The sequence below is a fragment of the Noviherbaspirillum sp. genome (assembly GCF_035254865.1).
GTDB lineage: Bacteria > Pseudomonadota > Gammaproteobacteria > Burkholderiales > Burkholderiaceae_D > Noviherbaspirillum.
This window is the reverse complement of record NZ_DATFAF010000029.1, coordinates 1-15,982: the sequence shown is the minus strand read 5'-3', so window position 1 is coordinate 15,982 and position 15,982 is coordinate 1. Positions and strand designations below refer to the sequence as shown.

Here is a 15,982-nt window from a genome sequence, read left to right as displayed (position 1 = left end):
CGCCTTGTTGGTAGGCTTGCGTGAAGCCGTTGAAAATCAAGCTCTCACTGCAATCACGATGCCGATCAAGATCAGCGTCACGCCGAGAAAATATTGCGGCTGGAATTTCTCGCCCAGAAAAAAGTGACTCCCGATCGGCACCAGGACAAATGCCAGCGCCATCAGGGGATAGACCCGACCAAGCTCGATCTTCTGCAGCACCCAGATCCAGGCAATGGTCGTGATGCCGTACAGGGCAAGCGCCGAAAAGACGGTGAGTGCCGTCGCGGGATCAAAAAAGCTTCCGGTGCGCTGCAGCGAAGTAGCGCTGATCTTGAACAGCACCTGCCCGATGGCGATGCCGACGACACAGATAAATGCGATTAGATAAGTCATCATCTTTTCTCACGAAATTGGCTTCGACAACCTGTTTTTCAGGTGCAGCGGCCTTTTGGGCACTGACGAGATGTCGTATCCGATAAAGGCAAAGATGAATTGCGTTCCCAGTATCACGGGAAGCGCAGCCAGCATGACAGTGCCTGATGGAGCGGGAATGCCTGATTGAACGGAACTTGCCCAGTGCACCAGTCCGAAAATCGTCCCGGTAAGGAGCATGAGCAGCCCCACGGGCAGCTCGATTGAGGCAAGGGACATGTCCCTCAAGTAGTAGTTGTAGAAAACCCTTTTTCCAAAATTGCAGAGGTGCTTGACGAAGAATTCGCCGATGATCTTGGAGATTTTGAGATTGCTTGTCTCGTCACCGTATTTCGCGTCCATCGGAATATCAACGACAACGGCACGCAAGGTGTTCAGACGAAAAAGCATATCCGTTTCGAAGAAATAGCGGCGGCTTATCTTGTTGAAGGGAAGACGTCGCGCGACTTCGGCGTGAATCGCAGTGTATCCATTGGTAGGATCGAACAGATCCCAGTAGCCCGACGACAGTTTTGTCATGAATGAGAGTGCGGCGTTGCCAAACAGCCGGACTTTGGGCATCGCATGAATCTCTTCCAGGTCGAAAAACCTGTTCCCTTTAGTGTAGTCCGCTTCACCGGCCAGGATAGGCGCCACAAAATCGGGAATCAGGCTCGGATCCATCTGTCCATCGCCATCGACCTTGACGATGACGTCCATGCCGTCCTGGATCGCCGCGCGATAACCGGTCATGACAGCGCCGCCGACACCGAGGTTCTCGGGGTTTTGAAGTACTGTTACGCGCGTGTCCCGGCAATTGCTTTTGACAAATTCGCCCGAGCCATCCGGGCAGCAATCGTCAACAACATAAATGCGGGATACCTCCGGTCCGATCTTGTCGATGACGCCGAGAATGTGTTTGCACACTTTGTAACTAGGTATGACAACTCCGATTTTCGAAGTCATATTCATTGGCTTGAGTTCCAGTTGTTTTGCCGAAGCCTACCCATCGGCATGATTTCGTGCAGAAAAACATGCCATTTTAATCTCTGGCAAGAGGCTCCGTCATGAACAACGCCATTCTTTTTGGATATGCGTCATTTCTTGTCGTCATACTGCGAACAAGTCCGGCCATCTTTTCCGCAGGCAATAACTTTATGCGATTCGGAAGGATTCCTGAATAATCCTTCGCTGTCCATTTAAGGCATGCCGGTATGGAGCCGGCTTTCATTGGTATCATCCTACTCATTTGCAACTGACCGCATGCAAGCGGCACACATATTAATGGGCAGCATAATCGTCAGCAACCTGGGCAAGGCCTACAAAAAATACCCGAACCATTGGGCGCGCCTCTCGGAATGGATAAGTCCTTTCCGCAAGCAGCGGCATGAGCTCAAGTGGGTGTTAAAGGACATCAATTTCCAAGTGGCCCCCGGCGAGGCTGTGGGCATCATCGGCATCAACGGCGCGGGTAAAAGCACCTTGCTGAAGTTGATTACAGGGACCGCACAGCCTACGATAGGAGGCGTGGCGACCAGCGGCCGAGTTGCAGCCATGCTGGAGCTGGGAATGGGCTTCCACGCAGACTTTACCGGCCGCGAAAACATTTTCATGTCGGGGCAACTGCTCGGAATGAGCGCTGAAGAAATCACCGAACTGATGCCGCAGATCGAGGCGTTCGCCGAAATCGGCGAATATCTTGATCAGCCGGTGCGCGTGTATTCCAGCGGGATGCAGATGCGCCTGGCCTTTAGCGTCGCCACCGCCAAGCGACCAGACATCCTGATTGTGGATGAGGCGCTATCGGTTGGCGATGCCTACTTCCAGCACAAGAGTTTTGACCGCATCCGGCAGTTGCGCGACTCCGGCACCACGCTCTTGATCGTGTCGCACGACAAGACCGCGATCCAGGCGGTGTGCGATCGCGCCATCCTTCTGGATGCAGGTCGGCTGGCGAAGGAAGGCGAGCCCGAGGCCATCATGGATTTCTACAACGCGATGCTGGCGGAGCGGGAAAACCGGACGGTGAGGCAGGAAGAAATCGCTCACGGAAAGATCCAGACCGTGTCGGGTTCCGGTGAAGCCACGGTGACCGATATCGCGCTGTTCAATGAACAGGGCGAACGTGTGGAAGCGGTGGATGTGGGAAGCGCGATCACTTTGCGCATCAAGGTCAAGGCACAGGCATCGATTCCGCGGCTGGTGCTGGGATACATGATCAAGGACCGCCTCGGTCAACCGATGTACGGCACCAACACGGCGCTCAAGGAGATGCCGATGGAGAACGTGCAGGCAGGAGAAGAACTGGTCTACTCGTTTGCCTTTCCATTGAACCTGGGCCCCGGGAGTTATTCGATTGCGACCAGCCTTTCCAGCAGCGAGACGCATCTGGTCAATAATTACGAGTGGCGGGACCTGGCGCTGGTGTTTACCGTGATGAATCTGAGCCGGGAGGAATTCGCCGGCTGCACCTGGCTTGATCCCGCGATTGATATTCAGCGCAGTGCTTCTGCCACAGTGAAAAAAACCGCAAGCGCGAGTGCCTGAATTCTGCAGCGTTTAGCCTGCGAGACTTTCAAGATCGAACATGACGCACTACATCGGCCGCTTCGCCCCTTCCCCGACCGGCCCCTTGCATAAAGGATCGCTGGTCGCGGCCATGGCCAGCTACCTGGATGCGCGTGCGCATGGGGGACGATGGCTGGTGCGCATCGAGGACATCGATGAAGGGCGCACGGTTCCCGGTGCGGCGGAGGACATCCTGCAGTGCCTGCGCGGATTCGGCATGCAATGGGATGGCGAGGTGGTATGGCAAAGCCGACGCAAGGATTTGTACCAGGCGGCCTTCGATCGCCTGGGCGATCATGTCTATCCCTGCGGCTGCACCCGGCGTGAAATCGCGGATTCGCGCATCGGTATCGCGAGCGACGGTGCTGCGGTCTATCCGGGAACTTGCCGCACTGGCCTCGCTCCCGGCAGAACGGCGCGGGCTTACCGACTGCGGGTGCCGGAAGGCGACGAGGCATGCATACGATTTGAAGATCGCTGGATGGGCAGCGTGACGCAGAATCTGGCCAGCGAAGTCGGCGACTTCGTGCTCAAGCGTGCCGATGGCTTCTGGGCGTATCAATTGGCGGTGGTGGTGGACGATGCCGCCCAGGGCGTGACGCATGTCGTGCGCGGTGCGGACTTGCTGGATTCGACGCCGCGCCAGATTTATTTGCAGCGCTTGCTCGGGCTGCCGACGCCGTCTTACCTGCATGTGCCGGTGGTCACGAATGCTGCGGGAGAGAAACTGTCGAAACAGACCGGCGCACGGGCGCTGGATCTCGCGCGGCCTCTGGACGAGCTGATCGCCGCGGCGCGCTTCCTGCAGTTGCCCGTCGATCAGGCAGATAGCGTCAACGGGTTCTGGCAGCAGGCAATCGCGGCGTGGTCGGCGCGCTTTGCGACGAAGTAAGGCGCGCTTGCTGCAGAACTCAGCGGACTTCAGCGTTTGGGCGTTCCGCCCAGCAGCGCGGCCACTTTAGCCTTTTGCGGCTTCACCGGTGCGCCTTGCGCGTCGCGATTTTCTGCGTCTGGAGCCGGTGCGGCGGGTTCATACGGCTTCAGGAACCAGGGGTCGATCTTTTCCTTGCGCGGTGCGTAAGAGCCACGGTTGTATTGCGACGAACCACGGCTGCTAGATGTTGCGCGTGAGGGTGCGCGCTCCTCGGCATCTTCATGGCGTGGGCGGCGTTCCGCGGAACGTGCCGGCACGAAGCCGGACAGTTCCAGGCGCGAAATGTGGTGCTTGATCAGCTTTTCGATATCCGCCAGCGAGCGCGCGTCCTTGTCGGTGAACAGCGAGATCGCGTCGCCCGATGCGCCGGCGCGACCGGTGCGGCCAATGCGGTGCACATAGTCTTCCGCGTTGTACGGCAGGTCGAAGTTGATCACGCAGGGCAATTCGGCGATATCGAGGCCGCGCGCGGCGACGTCGGTGGCGACCAGCACTTCGATCGAGCCTTGCTTGAAGGCTTCGAGCGCAGCCATGCGTTCGCCCTGCGTCTTGTCGCCGTGAATCGCGGATGCCTTGATGCCTTCCTTTTCCAGATGGCGCGACAGGCGCGATGCGCCGATCTTGGTGTTGGAGAACACGATCACCTGTTTGAGATTGCGCTCGCGGATGATGTGGGCGACGGCATCGCGCTTGGCTTCTTCCTCGACCTTGTAGAGCACCTGGGTGACGTTGTCGGCGGTGGCATTGCTGCGCGCGACTTCGATGGTGATCGGGTCCTTCAGGAAGCTGTTGGCGAGCTTCTTGATCTCCGGCGAGAAGGTCGCCGAGAACATCAGGCTCTGACGCTGTTTCGGCAGCAGGTTGATGATGCGCTGCAGGTCGGGCAGGAAGCCCATGTCGAGCATGCGGTCGGCCTCGTCCATCACCAGGATCTGGGTCTGCGACAGGTTCAGCGTTTTTTGCTGCACATGGTCGAGCAGGCGGCCCGGCGTGGCGATCACGATTTCGACGCCGGCGCGCAGCGCGGCAGTTTGCGGAGCCATGTCAACGCCGCCGAAGACGACGGTGGCGCGCAGCGGCGTGTGACGCGAATAGGCCTTCACGTTGTCCGCGACCTGGTCGGCCAACTCGCGTGTCGGCGTCAGGATCAGCGCGCGCACCGGATGGCGCGCGGGCGATGCGCTGGTGCTGGCATTCGCGAGCAGCATCTGAATGATCGGCAAGGAAAACCCGGCCGTCTTGCCGGTGCCGGTCTGCGCGGCGCCCATGACATCACGGCCTTGCAGCACGATGGGAATCGCTTCGGCCTGGATCGGCGTCGGGTGAACATAACCTTGGTCGGCGAGCGCGCGCAATATGTCGGGCGAGAGTCCGAAGTCTTCAAAGCGGACCGCAGGCGCGGAAATTTGCGAGGGTGCTAACAGGGTGTCTGACATAGTAATTTCGGTGGACCTGCAGGAGGCCGTGAATCAAGCGCGACGACGGACACAGGCCCGGAAACGCCGCTTCGGAAAAACAACCCTTCATTATACGCCTGCGCATGCCCGCATCGCGGCTTTGCGGCTTGACAAGAGGCTGTGCGGCATGCAACACGGCGTTCGAACGGTCTTGCTCTGACCAGCAAGGGTGAGAAAAATTGCATGCAGTTGGATGTAACAGGAGCGATTCCTTGACTTGCGAGGGGCAATTCGCCACAAATTCCGGGCAAGTTTTATATATTTTTGGATATTTACTTGAATAAAATCCATTTCGAGACTAAAGTGAGCGTAGGAAAACCAACACCACTTTCTCTGCCGCCATGGGAATCCGCGTCGAAACACCAGCCAGCAAGATCAGCCCGGAAGCGCTATCCGCCGCTGCGGTGCGCGCTTTCGGCAATATCGCGCGGCTGTGGCAGCTCGACCTCGACGAACAGCTCACCTTGCTCGGAAGCCCGCCGCGCTCCACCTTCTACAAATGGAAAAAAGCGCCGGAGGCCGCGCACCTGGGACGCGACACGCTGGAGCGGATTTCCTACATCCTCGGCATCTACAAGGCCTTGCAAATCCTGCTGCCGGAGGAGAAAGCGGCCGACAGCTGGATCAGGAAGCCGAATACCGCGCCGCCATTCGGCGGCAAGAGCGCTCTCGATCGCATGTTGTCCGGCAACGTCGCCGATTTGTATGTAGTGCGTCAGTACCTCGACGCGATGCGCGGCGGATGGGCGTGAGCGTTCCGGCTGCGAATTTTGCGCTGGCGCAGGTCGACTGGCATCCCGCCTTTCGCATCGTGCCTTCGCGTTTCCCCTCGATCAATCTGTTCGACCGCGTTGCCTCGCCCGAGGATTTCGATGCGCTGTATGCGCTGGAGGCGATGACCAACGACCGCATACGCGACGAGATCGGCGAGATCGAACTGGTGCCGAAGGCAGAACGTCTGTACGGCCCCGGCAGCGGCCCGATCATGGCGGCATTCACCCACCTGAATCCTTCCGGAAGCCGTTTCAGCGACGGCAGCTATGGCGTGTTTTATGCGGCACGCGACAAGGAGACGGCGATTGCGGAAACACGCTATCACCAGGCCAGGTTTCTCGCAGCGACAAAGGAAGCGGCGATCCAGCTGCAGATGCGGGTCTACCAGGTGGAGGTGTCGGGTCTGCTGCATGACTTGCGTGCACTCGACGCCGATGACCCGGTCTACCATCCGGGCTCGTATGCGGCCGCACAGACGGTGGGTCGTCAGCTCAGAATGCGGGGTTCGGCGGGGCTGAGCTATCGCAGCGTGCGCCGCGAAGGCAGCGAATGCGTGGCGGTCTTCCGGACCACGGCGGTGTCGAACTGCCGGCACGCCAGTCAGATGCTCTACCAGTGGGATGGTGAGAAATTCTCCGACGTGTACGAAAAGGTGATGTAGTCCGTATACGGCTTATGCGATCGCTGCATGCCCGAGCGACGCCGTCGCATCCGGATGGAACCACTGCAACTTCTCCTGCAAGGCGACCACTTCGCCGATGATGATCAGGCAGGGTGATTTCATTTTCCTTTCGGCGACCAGTTGCGGCAAGGTCGTCAGCGTGCCGGTCACGACGCGCTGCTTGTCGGTCGTGCCTTGTTCGACCACTGCCGCCGGAATATTGGCAGCACGCCCGTGTGCCATGAGCTGGCGGCAGATTTCAGGCAGCGCTCCGAGCCCCATGTAGATCACCACCGTCTGGCGCGGATGAGCGAGGTTCACCCAGTCAAGATCGAGGCTGTCGTCTTTCAAGTGACCGGTGGCGAACACGCAGGACTGCGCGTAGTCGCGATGGGTAAGCGGAATGCCGGCGTAGGACGACACGCCGCTGGCGGCGGTCACGCCGGGCACGATTTCGAAGGGAATGTCTTCATCGGCCAGCACTTCGGCCTCTTCGCCGCCACGTCCGAAAATGAATGGATCCCCGCCCTTCAAGCGCACCACTTGCTTGCCCTGGCGCGCGAGCCGCACGATCAACGCATTGATCTCGCCTTGCGGCAGCGTGTGACAGCTCTTCTCCTTGCCGACGTAGATCAGGTCGGCCTCCTTGCGTATCAATCCGAGTATGCCGTCGCCGACCAGATGATCGTAGACGACGGTATCGGCCTGCGTCAGGAGGCGCGCGGCGCGCAAGGTCAGCAACTCCGGATCACCGGGGCCGGCGCCAACGAGATAGACAATGCCGGGACACCGCCGCTCACCGACGGAATCAAGGCGCTGCAGATTAGTGGGCCGCGTGCTCATGAGTGTGTTCCTCCAAGTGGCTCCCAATCTAACTTTCAACTCTCCGAAAAAATTTGATTTGAGTTAAGGAAATCTGAATTCCATCGGCGCAACCTAGGCCCATCTTGAAAAACGGCGACTAATCTGAATCCTGGACTAGTCCGCATCGTGCCCGGTTTTTGTCGAAGTAATCGCAGTTCTCATCATCCCTTTTTGTGAGGAGTAAAAATGAAGCCGATCATTCGTCCACTCGCGGCACTGCTGGCAGCACTGCCACTGGCAGTCGGGGTGGTTCACGCGCAGGAAAAGCAGCCCCATGAAGGTGCGGAGCTGAAGTATCAGGCAGGCGGCTCTCCCATGGCTGCCGAAGAGATGCACCAGAATATCAACCCGAAAGCGCCGCCCATGACCAAGGCGGAATTCGAGCAGGCCAAGCAGATCTATTTCGAGCGCTGCGCAGGCTGCCATGGCGTACTGCGCAAGGGCGCGACAGGCAAGCCGCTGACTCCGGACATCACGCTGGACAAGGGCACCGATTACCTGAAAGTGTTCATCGCCTATGGCTCGCCGGCAGGCATGCCGAACTGGCAGACATCAGGCGACCTGACCGAGAAACAGGTGGACCTGATGGCACGCTATGTCCAGCAAGAGCCGCCGACTCCGCCGGAATTCGGATTGAAGGAAATGCAGGCGACATGGAAGGAATACATCCCCATCGCCAAGCGGCCGACCAAGAAGATGAACAGCTACAACATCGCCAACATCTTCTCCACCACGCTGCGCGACTCCGGCGAAGTGGCACTGATCGATGGCGACACCAAGAAGATCATCAACATCGTCAAGACCGGTTATGCGGTGCACATCTCGCGCATCTCCGCCTCGGGACGTTACCTGTATGTGATCGGCCGCGATGCGCGCATCAACCTGATCGACCTGTGGATGGAGAAACCGGACAACGTCGCCGAGATCAAGATCGGCCTCGAAGCACGTTCGGTCGAGACCTCGAAGTACAAGGGTTACGAAGACAAGTTCGCAGTCGCCGGTTCGTACTGGCCGCCGCAGTTCGTGATGATGGAAGGCGAATCGCTCAAGCCGTTGAAGATCGTGTCCACGCGCGGCATGACGGTCGATAACGAATACCATCCGGAACCGCGCGTCGCATCCATCGTGGCCTCGCACTACAAGCCGGAATTCGTGATCAACGCCAAGGAAACCGGCAAGATCATGCTGGTCAACTACCAGGATCTGAACAACCTGAAGATCACCACGCTGGATGCTGCCAAGTTCCTGCATGACGGCGGCTTCGATTCGACGGGTCGCTACTTCATGGTGGCTGCCAATGCATCGAACAAGATCGCGGTGGTCGATACCAAGGAAGACAAGCTTGCCGCGCTGGTCGATGTGGGCAAGACGCCGCATCCGGGACGCGGCGCCAACTTCAAGCATCCGAAGTTCGGCCCGGTGTGGGCAACCAGCCACCTCGGCGACGAATCGATTTCGCTGATCGGCACCGACCCGGTGAAGCACAAGGCGCAGGCATGGAAGGTCGTCGCCAGCATCAAGGGCCAGGGCGGCGGATCGCTGTTCATCAAGACGCATCCGAAGTCGAAGAACCTGTGGGTGGATACACCGCTCAATCCCGATGCCAAGGTCAGCCAGTCGGTCGCGGTGTATGACATCAACAACCTCGACAAGGGCTTTGAAGTGCTGCCGATCGCGGAATGGGCCAACCTCGGCGACGGCGCCAAGCGCGTGGTGCAGCCGGAGTACAACAAGGCCGGCGACGAAGTCTGGTTCTCGGTGTGGAACGCCAAGGACAAGGTCTCGGCAGTGGTGGTGGTGGACGACAAGACGCGCAAGCTGAAGACCGTGATCAAGGATCCGCGCCTGATCACGCCGACCGGCAAGTTCAACGTCAACAACACGCAGCATGATGTGTACTGATTGAGGTCATGAATCCACGGGGTGCGGCAGCATCGCACCTCGCGATTCGGCTTCTCCGAATAACGACCCTGAAGACGGCAGAGCGAACAGCGAAATGAACTGTACGAAATGCACCAATCGCAGCTCCGCGAATGCATGCAACACGAAGCGATCGGTCGCACGGAAGATGCACGATCCGCCGCACCGCCTGCACCTGTTGGCGAACATCCTTTTGTTGGCATCGGCATCAAGCCTCTTCAACACTTCCCTCGCAGCGGATGCTGCTTCCTATTCCCCCGATCCTGCACGGCGCAACGCACTCATCAACATGGTGCGTCAGGACTGCGGCTCCTGCCACGGCCTGATGCTCAAGGGCGGCCTTGGCCCTGCCCTGCTGCCGGAAACGCTGCGCGACAAGCCGGTGGAATCGCTCACCGCGACGATTCTGCAAGGCCGACCCGGTACACCGATGCCGCCGTGGAATCCGTTTCTGACGGAAGCGGAAGCCGAGTGGATCGTGATCAATTTACAGAAAGGATTTCCAGGTGAGCGCTAGATCGTTAATGGCTTTGGCGGGGGCGATAGCGCTGAGCTTGATGACCGGCTGCGCCAGCCCTTCCCTGCGCGGCACCGGCAACCTGGGCGTGGTGATTGAACGCGCCACCGGCAGCGTGCAGGTGGTCGATACGACGAAGCGCGTCTCGATTGCCTCGGTGCAGGGATTGGGCGACCTGTCGCATGCCTCGCTGGTGTATTCGCGCGATGGTCGCTATGCCTACGTGTTCGGCCGCGACGGTGGCTTGTCGAAGGTCGATGTGCTCAAGGGCGTGATCGAACGGCGCGTGGTACAGGCGGGTAACAGCATCGGCGGCGCGATCTCGCAGGATGGCACGCTGCTCGCCGCGCAGAATTACGCGCCGGGCGGCGTCAAGGTATTCAATGCCGAAACGCTCGAACTGCTGGCCGATATCCCCGCCGCATACGGCGCGCAAGGACAGCGCGCGAAAGTGGTCGGACTGGCCGATGCGCCGGGCAACAAATTCGTATGGAGTCTGTTCGAAGCGGGCGAGATCTGGGTTGGCGATTTCAGCGATCCGCGCGCACCGCGCATCGAAAAATTCCGCAATGCCGGGCGCGAACCCTATGACGCGATGATCACGCCGGACGGACGCTATTACATCGCCGGCTTGTTCGGCGAGGACGGCATGACGCTGCTCGACCTGTGGCATCCGGAAAAAGGCCTGCGCCGCGTGCTCGAGGGCTACGGCAAGGGCGAGGAAAAGCTGCCGGTCTACAAGATGCCGCATCTGCGCGGCTGGGCTGTCGCAGGGCGCTATGCCTATCTTCCTGCGATCGGCCGGCATGAGGTGCTGGTGCTGGATATGGAAACCTGGCGCGAGGCCGCGCGCATTCCTGTTTCCGGCCAGCCTGTGTTCGTGATGGCGCGGCCGGACGGCAGGCAGGTGTGGGTCAATTTTGCCTTCCCCACCAATAGTCATGTCGAAGTGATCGATGTGGAAACGCGCAGCGTGGTCAAGCGCCTGGAGCCGGGCAAGACGGTGCTGCACATGGAATTCACACCGCGCGGCGAATCGGTATGGATTTCGGCGCGCGACGACAACCGCGTCGTGATCTACGATACCGCAACGTTTGCGAAACGCAGCGAATTGCCGGCCACTGCGCCGAGCGGCATCTTCTTCACCACGCGCGCCGCGCGTACCGGACTGTGAGAGGCGCGTCCACCATGCCCCTCACCCAGTCCGCCATGCTGAGCGAGCGGGAATTTGCCCTGGTCAATGCATTCCAGCGCGACTTTCCGCTCCTGCCGCACCCGTTTTCGACACTGGCCGACATGCTGGACACCGATGAAGCCACGGTCATCGGCAGCTTGCAGCGATTGCAGAACCGCGGCGTCATCAGCCGCGTCGGCGCGGTGTTCCGTCCGAATGCGATTGGCGCCAGCACGCTGGCGGCCTTGTCCGTGCCGGCCGAACGGCTTGATGAGGTGGCCGCCTATATCAATGCGCTGCCGGAAGTGAATCACAACTACCAGCGCGAGCATCGCTACAACCTGTGGTTCGTCGCGACCGCGCCCTCGCGGGAGCGCCTGCGCACGGTGATGCAGGAAATCGAGGGCCATTGCGACTGCGAAACGCTGCTTGTGCTGCCGATGCTGCAGGACTATCACATCGATCTCGGATTCGATCTCGCACATCGTACGAGCGGACGCGAATACGCTTCTGCTCCCGGCCTCTCACGCGATATCGAGGCACTGAGCGAAGCGGAGCAAGGATTGATCGCCGCCTTGCAGGATGGCCTACCGCTGGTGGCGCGTCCCTTCGAACAGCTTGGACTGCCGGAAGCGGAGGCGATCGGGACCATCGCGCGCTGGCTGGACAGGGGCGTGATCAAGCGCTTCGGCGTTATCGTGCGTCATCATGAGCTGGGTTATACGGCCAATGCCATGGCCGTCTGGGATGTCCCGGATGATATTGCCGACGACATCGGCCGCAGGATCGCGTCGAACGGCTGCGTGACCTTGTGCTATCGGCGCATGCGCCAATTGCCGCAGTGGCGCTACAACCTGTTCTGCATGGTGCATGGCAAGGATCGCACCGAAGTCGCGGCGAGCGTTGCCGCACTGAGCGAGCGCTGCGGGCTGGCCGCCTATCCGCACGAAGTCCTGTTCAGCTGCCGACGCTTCAAGCAGCGTGGCGCGCATTATGCCCCCGTGCCCGAGGCCGCCCATGGATGACATCGATCGCGTCATCATCAACCAGCTGCAGGGTGGGCTTCCGATCTGCGAGCGGCCGTATCTTGAAGCGGCCCGAGTCATCGGCATCGGCGAGGAAGACCTGATCGCGCGCCTGTCGCAACTGCTGGCGCGCGGCATCCTGACGCGAGTCGGTCCCCTGTTCCAGATCGAGCGCATGGGCGGTGCCTTCACGCTGGCTGCCTTGCATGCGCCCGAGGATCGCTACGACCAGATCGCCGAGCGCGTCAATGCCTTGCCGCAGATTGCGCACAACTACAAGCGCACGCATGAACTCAATATGTGGTTCGTGATTGCCACCGAGACGCCCGACGAAATCGATCGCGTGATCGGCCGGATCGAGCAGGACACCGGCTGCGCCGTGTTCAACTTTCCGAAGTCGCGAGAGTATTTCGTTGAGATGAAGTTGAGGGTGCGGGAATGAAAGATCTTTTGTCCACGGAAAACACGGAAAACACGGAAAAAATCTTTGGCAAGATCAATTGGGCGACTCTCTTCAATCCATTAAAGCTGGAAGTGTTTTTGAACTTTCCGTGCTTTCCGTGTATTCCGTGGACAACCAAGTTTTTCAAGAAGATATGAACCATACAGCCGACGACACCACCGACGCCACAGACCGCGCAATCATCGTCGCCACCCAGCAGGGCCTGCCGCTGGTGGCGCGCCCCTACCACGCGATTGCCGAACGCCTGAATCTTGAGGCCGACGACGTCATGGCGCGCCTGCGCCGCATGCAGGAGACGGGCGTGATCCGGCGCATTGGCGTGGTGCCGAATCATTATGCGATCGGCTATCGCGCCAATGGCATGACGGTCTGGGATGTGGCCGACGAGATGGTCGATGAACTCGGCGAGCGCGTGGGCAAGCTGGATTTCGTCACTCATTGCTATCGTCGTCCGCGCCGCCTGCCGCAATGGCCGTACAACCTGTTCGCGATGGTGCACGGACAAAACCGCGAAGAGGTGGAAGCGCAGATCGCGCAGATCAAGAACGTGCTGGGCGACCATGTCCGCGCGCACGACGTGTTGTACAGCACCCGAATTCTCAAGAAAACCGGCCTGCGACTGGTCGGATAAAGGAAAGCATCATGTTTCGTATCAGCCAATACATGCACGAACTAGCGCATCCGACACCGATGGGCCCGAAGCGCAATCCGCCGGGACCGGTGGTGATCTGGAATCTGATCCGGCGCTGCAACCTGACTTGCAAGCACTGCTATTCGATCTCGGCGGACAAGGATTTCGCAGGCGAGCTGAGCACCGACGAGGTGTATGCGGTGATGGAGGATTTGCGCGCCTTCGGCGTGCCGGTCCTGATTCTCTCCGGCGGCGAGCCGCTGCTGCGCAAGGATATCTATGAAGTTGGAAAGCACGCGAAGAAGATGGGTTTCTACGTCGGCCTCTCGACCAACGGCACGCTGATCAACACCAGCAATATCGAGCAGATCGCCGCCGCCGGCTTCGACTATGTCGGCATCAGCCTGGACGGCATGCACGAGACGCACGACATTTTCCGCCGCAAGGAAGGCGCCTTCGATGCATCCCTGCATGGCGTGCGATTGTGCCGCTCGGTCGGCATACGCGCCGGCGTACGCTTCACGCTGACACAGGACAATGCGCATGACCTGCCTGCGCTGCTGCAACTGGTCGACGACGAAGGCATCGACAAGTTCTATCTGTCGCATCTCAATTATGCGGGACGCGGCAACAAGAACCGCGGACATGACGCCTTCCTGCAGACCACGCGCAATGCGATGGATCTGCTGTTCGACACCTGCTGGGAGAACGTGAAGAACGGCATCGAGAAGGAATTCGTGACGGGCAACAACGATGCGGATGGCGTGTACCTGCTGCACTGGGTGCGGCGGCACATGCCGGAGCGCGAAGAGCACCTGCGCGCGAAACTGTCGCAATGGGGCGGCAATGCGTCCGGTGTCAACGTGGCGAACATCGACAACCTCGGCAACGTGCATCCGGACACGATGTGGTGGCAGCACAATCTCGGCAATGTGCGCGATCGCAAGTTCTCCGATATCTGGCGCGATACCTCCGACCCGCTCATGGCGGGCCTGAAATCCAGTCCGCGCCCGGTCAAGGGCCGCTGCGCCGAGTGCAGCTATCTCGATGTATGCGGCGGCAATACTCGCATCCGCGCGCTGCAGCTGACGGGAGACCCCTGGCAGGAAGATCCGGCGTGTTACCTGAGCGACGAGGAGATCGGACTGTCGGGAACGCGTGAACGCGTGCAGATGACACCGTATATCAAGATCCGCGCGGCAGGTGCAGCATGAGCAAAGGCTTGATGAGTTTCGCGGCAGCCGTGCTCGCCTGCGCCAGTGCCATGGCGTCGGCCGCAACGGACACGGCAACACTGTTTCAGACGCATTGCGCATCCTGCCACGGGCCTGACCGGCTAGGCGCAATCGCGCCCGCCCTCCTGCCGGGCAACCTGGAGCGCCTGCGCCGCCCCGAAGCGGTGAAGACGATTTCCGAAGGCCGCATCGCGACGCAGATGCCGCCCTTTGCCGACAAGCTGAGCCCCGACGAAATCAAGCAGCTCGTCGATTTCATTTACACGCCACCGGCGGTCACGCCGACCTGGGGCATCAATGAAATCCGCGCCTCGCGCCTGCAATACCACGCGCCGGGCAGCCTGCCAGACAAGCCGGTGTTCAAGGCCGATCCGCTCAACCTGTTCGTGGTGGTCGAACTCGGCGACCATCATGCGACCATTCTCGACGGCGACAAGTTCGAACCCATCGTGCGCTTCCCGACGCGCTTTGCCTTGCATGGCGGACCGAAATTCTCTCCCGACGGACGCTACGTCTATTTCGCGTCGCGCGACGGCTGGATCGCCAAGTACGATATCTGGAACCTGACGCTGATCGCGGAAGTCCGCGCCGGCATCAATGCGCGCAACCTCGCGGTGTCGAGCGACGGCCGCTATGCGATCGTCGCCAATTATTTGCCGCACACCCTCGTCATACTCGATACCAAGGACCTGACACCGATCAAGGTGATCGAGGTGAAGGATCGCAACGGCAAGAGCTCGCGCGTGTCGGCGGTGTACGACGCCGCGCCCCGCAAGAGCTTCGTCGCGGCCATGAAGGACATTCCCGAAGTGTGGGAATTGAGCTATGACGAAAAGGCGCCGCCGGTGTACGAGGGTTTCGTGCATGATTACAAGATGGCCGAAGCACTGGCCACGCCGGGGCCGTTTCCGCCACGACGCATCGAGCTGGACGACTATCTGGATGACTTCTTCTTCGACGCGCATTACGACAACATGATCGGCGCCTCGCGCGAAGGGCGCGGCCAGGTGGTCAACCTGAATGTGCGGCGCAAGATCGCCAGCATTGACCTGCCCGGCATGCCGCATCTCGGCTCGGGCATCAGCTGGGAATACCAGGGGCGGCCGGTGCTCGCCAGCCCGAACCTGAAGGACGGCGTGGTGACGGTAATCGACATGAAAAACTGGCAGACCATCAAGCACATCAAGACACTGGGGCCGGGCTTCTTCATGCGCAGCCATGAGAATACGCCCTACGCATGGGTCGACGCCTTCAACAGCAAGGACCGTCGTGACGTGATCCAGATCATCGACAAGCAGAAGCTGGAAGTCGTCGCAGTGCTGCGCCCCAGCCCCGGCAAGGTGGCGGCGCATACGGAGTTCACGCG

16 protein-coding genes are annotated in these 15,982 nt (G+C 60.1%); 12 read left to right on the top strand and 4 right to left on the bottom strand.

The features are described 5' to 3' along the window. Window positions 1-36 precede the first annotated feature (36 nt). Window positions 37-378, bottom strand: a complete 342-nt coding sequence (locus VJ651_RS08610; protein ID WP_324107055.1) for an EamA family transporter — start codon at window positions 376-378, stop codon at window positions 37-39. 6 nt (window positions 379-384) lie between these two features. Beyond that, entirely contained in the window at window positions 385-1,365 is a 981-nt protein-coding gene (locus tag VJ651_RS08605) for a glycosyltransferase family 2 protein (protein WP_324107054.1), read from the bottom strand. A 312-nt stretch (window positions 1,366-1,677) separates the two neighbouring features. Here VJ651_RS08605 and VJ651_RS08600 point away from each other — a divergent pair, with 312 nt between their 5' ends. Continuing rightward, window positions 1,678-2,940, top strand: a complete 1,263-nt coding sequence (locus VJ651_RS08600) for an ABC transporter ATP-binding protein (protein ID WP_324107053.1) — start codon at window positions 1,678-1,680, stop codon at window positions 2,938-2,940. Between the two features lie 40 nt (window positions 2,941-2,980). After that, window positions 2,981-3,853, top strand: coding sequence for a tRNA glutamyl-Q(34) synthetase GluQRS (gene gluQRS / locus VJ651_RS08595; RefSeq protein ID WP_324107052.1), 873 nt, complete (start codon window positions 2,981-2,983; stop codon window positions 3,851-3,853). 29 nt (window positions 3,854-3,882) lie between these two features. On the opposite strand, the gene VJ651_RS08590 is transcribed toward gluQRS, so the two are convergent. Further along, complete coding sequence (locus VJ651_RS08590) at window positions 3,883-5,331, bottom strand: DEAD/DEAH box helicase (RefSeq protein ID WP_324107051.1); 1,449 nt, start codon at window positions 5,329-5,331, stop codon at window positions 3,883-3,885. A 362-nt stretch (window positions 5,332-5,693) separates the two neighbouring features. Between VJ651_RS08590 and VJ651_RS08585 the strand changes: the two genes are divergently transcribed. Together VJ651_RS08585 and VJ651_RS08580 are read left to right on the top strand one after the other, a co-directional pair. Beyond that, window positions 5,694-6,104 carry an MbcA/ParS/Xre antitoxin family protein gene (locus VJ651_RS08585; RefSeq protein ID WP_324107050.1) on the top strand — a complete coding sequence of 137 codons (411 nt, stop codon included), beginning with the start codon at window positions 5,694-5,696 and terminating at the stop codon, window positions 6,102-6,104. Beyond that, window positions 6,095-6,787 (top strand): RES family NAD+ phosphorylase, encoded by a 693-nt coding sequence (locus VJ651_RS08580; RefSeq protein WP_324107049.1) that lies wholly within the window; start codon window positions 6,095-6,097, stop codon window positions 6,785-6,787. Before VJ651_RS08585 ends, VJ651_RS08580 begins: the two co-directional genes overlap by 10 nt. Before the next feature lie 12 nt (window positions 6,788-6,799). Here VJ651_RS08580 and cobA read toward each other — a convergent pair whose 3' ends face one another. After that, window positions 6,800-7,630, bottom strand: a complete 831-nt coding sequence (gene cobA, locus VJ651_RS08575; RefSeq protein ID WP_324107048.1) for a uroporphyrinogen-III C-methyltransferase — start codon at window positions 7,628-7,630, stop codon at window positions 6,800-6,802. A gap of 207 nt (window positions 7,631-7,837) precedes the next feature. Here cobA and VJ651_RS08570 point away from each other — a divergent pair, with 207 nt between their 5' ends. The 8 genes from VJ651_RS08570 to VJ651_RS08535 all read left to right on the top strand — a co-directional run. After that, on the top strand, window positions 7,838-9,553 hold the full coding sequence (locus tag VJ651_RS08570; protein WP_414691324.1) for a cytochrome D1 domain-containing protein: 1,716 nt from the start codon (window positions 7,838-7,840) through the stop codon (window positions 9,551-9,553). Window positions 9,554-9,647: 94 nt separating this feature from the next. Continuing rightward, window positions 9,648-10,088 carry a cytochrome c gene (locus VJ651_RS08565; protein WP_324107047.1) on the top strand — a complete coding sequence of 147 codons (441 nt, stop codon included), beginning with the start codon at window positions 9,648-9,650 and terminating at the stop codon, window positions 10,086-10,088. Continuing rightward, the gene (locus tag VJ651_RS08560) at window positions 10,078-11,262 is read left to right on the top strand and encodes a cytochrome D1 domain-containing protein (RefSeq protein ID WP_324107046.1); all 1,185 of its coding nucleotides are present in this window, start codon (window positions 10,078-10,080) and stop codon (window positions 11,260-11,262) included. Before VJ651_RS08565 ends, VJ651_RS08560 begins: the two co-directional genes overlap by 11 nt. 14 nt (window positions 11,263-11,276) lie before the next feature. After that, window positions 11,277-12,287 (top strand): Lrp/AsnC family transcriptional regulator, encoded by a 1,011-nt coding sequence (locus tag VJ651_RS08555; RefSeq protein WP_324107045.1) that lies wholly within the window; start codon window positions 11,277-11,279, stop codon window positions 12,285-12,287. Beyond that, the gene (locus tag VJ651_RS08550; RefSeq protein WP_324107044.1) at window positions 12,280-12,729 is read left to right on the top strand and encodes an Lrp/AsnC family transcriptional regulator; all 450 of its coding nucleotides are present in this window, start codon (window positions 12,280-12,282) and stop codon (window positions 12,727-12,729) included. Before VJ651_RS08555 ends, VJ651_RS08550 begins: the two co-directional genes overlap by 8 nt. 154 nt (window positions 12,730-12,883) lie before the next feature. Beyond that, the gene (locus VJ651_RS08545) at window positions 12,884-13,381 is read left to right on the top strand and encodes an AsnC family transcriptional regulator (RefSeq protein ID WP_324107043.1); all 498 of its coding nucleotides are present in this window, start codon (window positions 12,884-12,886) and stop codon (window positions 13,379-13,381) included. 11 nt (window positions 13,382-13,392) lie between these two features. Beyond that, the gene (nirJ, locus tag VJ651_RS08540; RefSeq protein WP_324107042.1) at window positions 13,393-14,595 is read left to right on the top strand and encodes a heme d1 biosynthesis radical SAM protein NirJ; all 1,203 of its coding nucleotides are present in this window, start codon (window positions 13,393-13,395) and stop codon (window positions 14,593-14,595) included. Continuing rightward, window positions 14,592-15,982 (top strand): cytochrome D1 domain-containing protein (locus VJ651_RS08535; RefSeq protein ID WP_324107041.1); only part of this gene is annotated, 1,391 nt, incomplete at its 3' end. The genes nirJ and VJ651_RS08535, both read left to right, overlap by 4 nt.

Bases quoted from the DNA above. Each gene is read 5' to 3' on its own strand.
- VJ651_RS08565 (WP_324107047.1), top strand. From the start codon at position 9,648: ATGAACTGTACGAAATGCACCAATCGCAGCTCCGCGAATGCATGCAAC.
- gluQRS (WP_324107052.1), top strand. From the start codon at position 2,981: ATGACGCACTACATCGGCCGCTTCGCCCCTTCCCCGACCGGCCCCTTG.
- VJ651_RS08545 (WP_324107043.1), top strand. From the start codon at position 12,884: ATGAACCATACAGCCGACGACACCACCGACGCCACAGACCGCGCAATC.
- VJ651_RS08605 (WP_324107054.1), bottom strand. From the start codon at position 1,365: ATGAATATGACTTCGAAAATCGGAGTTGTCATACCTAGTTACAAAGTG.
- VJ651_RS08600 (WP_324107053.1), top strand. From the start codon at position 1,678: ATGGGCAGCATAATCGTCAGCAACCTGGGCAAGGCCTACAAAAAATAC.
- VJ651_RS08580 (WP_324107049.1), top strand. From the start codon at position 6,095: ATGGGCGTGAGCGTTCCGGCTGCGAATTTTGCGCTGGCGCAGGTCGAC.
- VJ651_RS08585 (WP_324107050.1), top strand. From the start codon at position 5,694: ATGGGAATCCGCGTCGAAACACCAGCCAGCAAGATCAGCCCGGAAGCG.
- VJ651_RS08550 (WP_324107044.1), top strand. From the start codon at position 12,280: ATGGATGACATCGATCGCGTCATCATCAACCAGCTGCAGGGTGGGCTT.
- VJ651_RS08570 (WP_414691324.1), top strand. From the start codon at position 7,838: ATGAAGCCGATCATTCGTCCACTCGCGGCACTGCTGGCAGCACTGCCA.
- VJ651_RS08555 (WP_324107045.1), top strand. From the start codon at position 11,277: ATGCCCCTCACCCAGTCCGCCATGCTGAGCGAGCGGGAATTTGCCCTG.
- VJ651_RS08590 (WP_324107051.1), bottom strand. From the start codon at position 5,331: ATGTCAGACACCCTGTTAGCACCCTCGCAAATTTCCGCGCCTGCGGTC.
- nirJ (WP_324107042.1), top strand. From the start codon at position 13,393: ATGTTTCGTATCAGCCAATACATGCACGAACTAGCGCATCCGACACCG.
- VJ651_RS08610 (WP_324107055.1), bottom strand. From the start codon at position 378: ATGATGACTTATCTAATCGCATTTATCTGTGTCGTCGGCATCGCCATC.
- cobA (WP_324107048.1), bottom strand. From the start codon at position 7,630: ATGAGCACGCGGCCCACTAATCTGCAGCGCCTTGATTCCGTCGGTGAG.